The 3,779-nt window shown below is 73.1% G+C and carries 2 protein-coding genes and 1 pseudogene; 1 reads left to right on the top strand and 2 read right to left on the bottom strand.

Features of this window, described 5'->3' with window-relative positions; all coding sequences use genetic code 11:
* Positions 1-891: cyanophycin synthetase family protein (locus tag A612_RS05450; RefSeq protein WP_019373527.1), on the bottom strand; the 891-nt coding region annotated here is incomplete at its 3' end.
* 40 nt (positions 892-931) lie between these two features.
* Positions 932-3,124, bottom strand: a complete 2,193-nt coding sequence (locus A612_RS05445; RefSeq protein WP_019373526.1) for a cyanophycin synthetase — start codon at positions 3,122-3,124, stop codon at positions 932-934.
* A gap of 228 nt (positions 3,125-3,352) precedes the next feature.
* Here A612_RS05445 and A612_RS05440 point away from each other — a divergent pair.
* Positions 3,353-3,779 (top strand): annotated as a pseudogene (locus A612_RS05440) (cyanophycin metabolism-associated ABC transporter); the annotation flags it as partial.

Here is a 3,779-nt window from a genome sequence, read left to right as displayed (position 1 = left end):
CTGGCCCACCACCAGAAGCCGGAAGTCGTAGCCCGGCAGGAAGCGCTCGACCATGACCTCGTTGCCGTACTCGCGCGCCGTGGCGTAGGCGGCCTCGAGCTGCTCGCGCGTCGTGATGTTCACGGTGACGCCCTTGCCCTGGTTGCCGTCCTGCGGCTTGACCACCACCGGCAGGCCCACCTCCTCGGCGACGCGCCAGGCCTCCAGCGCATTCGCTACGGGCCGCCCGAGCGGCACCGGCACGCCGGCGGCGTGCAGCAGGCGCTTGGTCAGGTCCTTGTCCTGGGCGATGGACTCGGCCACGGCGCTGGTGGTGTCCAGCTCGGCCGCCTGGATGCGGCGCGCGCGCGAGCCCCAGCCCAGCTGCACCAGCGAGCCGCGCGTCAGGCGCCGGAACGGGATGCCGCGCGCCACCGCCGCCTCGACGATCGCGCCGGTGGAGGGGCCGATGCGCTCGTCCTCGTCGAGTTCGCGCAGCTGCGCGATCACCGCGTCGGCATCGAAGGGCGCGTCCGACAGCGCCGCCTGGATCAGGGCGCCGGCCTGCTCCATGGCCAGGCGGCCGACCGCTTCCTCGGTGTATTCCACCACCACCTGCCAGGTGCCGGCCTCCACGGTGGCATGGGTGCGGCTGAAGGTGACGGGGCAGCCGGCCTGCGCCTGCAGCTGCAGGGCCGCCGCCTCCAGCACGTGCGCCAGCGTCAGCACCTGGTCGGCGCCGTGCGGCTGCAGCGCGCCGATCGCGGGAAAGCGCGCGCGCAGCCGGTCCTCGAAGCCAGGCAGGGCGCGGTGGTCGCACTCGCCGGCCGGGCAGTGGACCACCGCCTCGATGGCGGTGCTGCGCGTCCAGAGGTTGGGGCCGCGCAGGGCGCGGATGCGGGAGATTTCCATGGGGGTCTCGCTGCAGGAAAGGGCGGGGAAAGGGCGGGGTTCAGGCCGCGTACTCGAAGGTCTTGATGCCGGCGGCGATCAGCTCCGGCGTGAGGTCCATGGCCCAGACGGCGGCGATGGCCGCCAGCAGCGCCGCCGGGTCGGGCCGCACGCCCCCGGGCAACGCCAGCGCCCCGAGCGTGCCCAGCACGCGCTCGGCGCCGCCGGTGGCGAGCACCACCTGGTCGCCGCGCAGGAACACGGCCCGCCCCTCGCCGCCGCTGCCGCCCTGGCGGGCGCTGGCGCGGTGGGCCGCCACGCGCGGATGGTCGGCGTGGGTGGAGTAGAGCAGCACCTCGCCGTCGCACAGCTCGGCCAGCTCCGCCACCGGGCCGACGTCGGCGTTGAGCACGCCGGCGCCGCCCTCCAGCACCACGTCGATCTGCGTGCGCAGCACGCGCCGCATCTGGCCCAGCTCGGCGATGTCGTGGTCGGCCAGCTGCTCGAAGCCGTCCATGTCGGTGACCACGCCGACCAGGCAGCGGTCGTAGGCCAGGCCCTCGTCCAGGATGGAGCGCGCGGTGGTCTGGATCACGGCGGCCTCGGCCAGGCGGTTGGTCAGCAGGCGGTGCGCGCCGGCCCAGTGCGCGGCGCTGCCGCCTTGCGTGCGTCGGTTGGCGAGGAACATGCCCTCGCTGCTGGCCACGCCCGTCAGGCGCCCCGACAGCTGCAGCAGCCAGCCCACCAGCCGGGCGATGAAGGCGTTCTCGCGCGTGCCGGCGATGCCCACGATCGGGATGCGCCCGGCGCCGGAGCCGCCCTCGGTGCGCGGGAACAGGTGGTCGACGATGGCCATGCCGACCGGGCGCGGCGTGCCGCTGGTGGGCTTGAGGTGCATCAGCAGGCCCGGCCCGGCGTTGACCTCCAGGATCGCGCCGCCCTGGGGCTTCATGGGCTGAGAGACGTCCTTGAGCACCATGTCCATGCCGGCGATGTCCAGCCCGACGATTCTTGCCGCCAGCTGCGCGTAGTAGGCCACGTCCGGGTGCACCTCGTCGGTGCAGTCGATGGCCATGTTGCCGTTCCTTTGCAGCAGGATGCTGCGGCCCGGCTCGATGACGCTGTCGGGCGTGACGTCCTGGCGCCGCAATTCGAGTTGCACCGCCGGGGCGTCCACGTCGATGGGGCTCAAGGGGTATTCCTGCTCGATGCCGCGGCGCGGGTCCCGGTTTTCCAGCTCCACCAGCTCGCGCAGCGTGGATTTGCCGTTGCCGGTGACGCTCACGGTCTCGCCCTTGCAGGCGGCGACCACCTTGCCGCCGACCACCAGCAGCCGGTGCTCCACGCCCTCGACGAAGCGCTCGACGATCACTTCTGAGCCTTCCGGTTCGGCCAGCGCGAAGGCGGCCCGGATGTCGGCCTCGCGCGTGAGCTCCAGCGTGACGCCGCGCGCGTGGTTGCCATCCGAGGGCTTGACGGTGACCGGCAGGCCGATCTGCTGCGCCACCTCCCAGGCCTCGTCGGCGCTCTTGACCACCTGCCCCTCGGGCACCGGCACGCCGCAAGAGGCCAGCAGCCGCTTGGTGAAGTCCTTGTCCTGCGCGATGCCCTCGGCAATGGCGCTGGTCTGGTCGGTCTCGGCCGTCCAGATGCGCCGCTGCGCCGCGCCGTAGCCCAGCTGCACCAGGTTGCCGTCGTTCAGGCGGATGTGCGGGATGCGCCGCTCGCTGGCAGCGGTGACGATGCAGGCCGTGCTCGGGCCGAGGTAGCGGTCGTCGATGGCGGTCTTGATGGCGGCGATGGCCGCCGGCAGGTCGAAGGGCTGGTCGTTGATGGCCGCCATGATCAGGCGGTGGCCCTGGGCCAGCGCGACGCGCGCCACCGCCTCCTCGGGGCAGCGAAAGACCATGCGGTAGACGCCGCGCCTGGAGGTCTCGCGCGTCTGGCCGAACTCCGCCGGCATGCCCGAGAGGTTGAGCAGCTCGATCACGATGTGCTCGAGCACGTGGCCGCACCAGGTGCCTTCCTCCAGGCGCTGCAGGAAGCCGCCGCGCTCGCCCACGCCGCAGTGGTGCTCGATCAGGTCGGGTAGCCAGGCGGTCAGCCGCTGGTTGAAGCCCGGCAGCAGGTGGGAGGGGTAGTCCTCGAGCTGCCCCAGGTCCAGCCAGACCTCCAGGATGGGGCGGTAGGTCCAGATGCTGGGGCCGCGCAGGTAGTTCGTGCGCAGCAGTTGGATGTCTTGGAAGGTGGCCATGGAAAGCAGCGGGGAAGGGGCGGGTGGGGCCTTGCGCGCCGGGGCGCGGTATCGTTGGCGGGGGCGCAGCGCGCTGGCGCGGACAGGGATTTTCAGGGACGCGGGGGCGCGGCGCTGTCAGCCGCCGGCCCGGGCCGTGCGTTAGAGGGCCATCCGCCCGCGCTGCCGCAGCCGCGGCGCAGCTTGGGGGCCACCGGCACGCCGGCGGTCCGGGCACAGATCAACGACATGCAACAACACCTTTCCTTGGGCGCCCCGGTGGGCCTGCCCGGACCTTTCGCAGCCCAGGCGCGCGAGCTGCTCGCGCAAGGCGACAACGCAGTGGCGGCGCTGGAGGTTGACCTGACGCCGGCGCTGGAGTTTGCGCCCGGCCTGTTGGTGCTCACCGGCGAGCGCCTGCTGTGCTACTCGGGCCCGGCCGAGGCGCCGGTGCTGCGGCAGTGGCCGCTGGATGCGGGGCTGGAGCTGGTCCTGCACGAGCACGGCGGCGTCGGCACGCTGGAGCTGCACGACGCCCACGCGCGCCTGGCGCTGTGGCGCTTCACGCTGCTGCGCGGCCCCCAGGCGGTGGAGTTCCAGCAGCACTTCGAGCGCCAGCGCGCGCGCCTGGCCGACCCGACGCTGGCGCCGCCGCAGGCCGCTCTCGAAGGGCCGC

Source organism: Melaminivora alkalimesophila, assembly GCF_000282995.1.
In the GTDB taxonomy this organism is placed as follows: Bacteria; Pseudomonadota; Gammaproteobacteria; order Burkholderiales; family Burkholderiaceae_C; genus Melaminivora; species Melaminivora alkalimesophila.
Note: the sequence above shows the minus strand (reverse complement) of the source record. Positions and strands in the feature narration are given on the sequence as shown.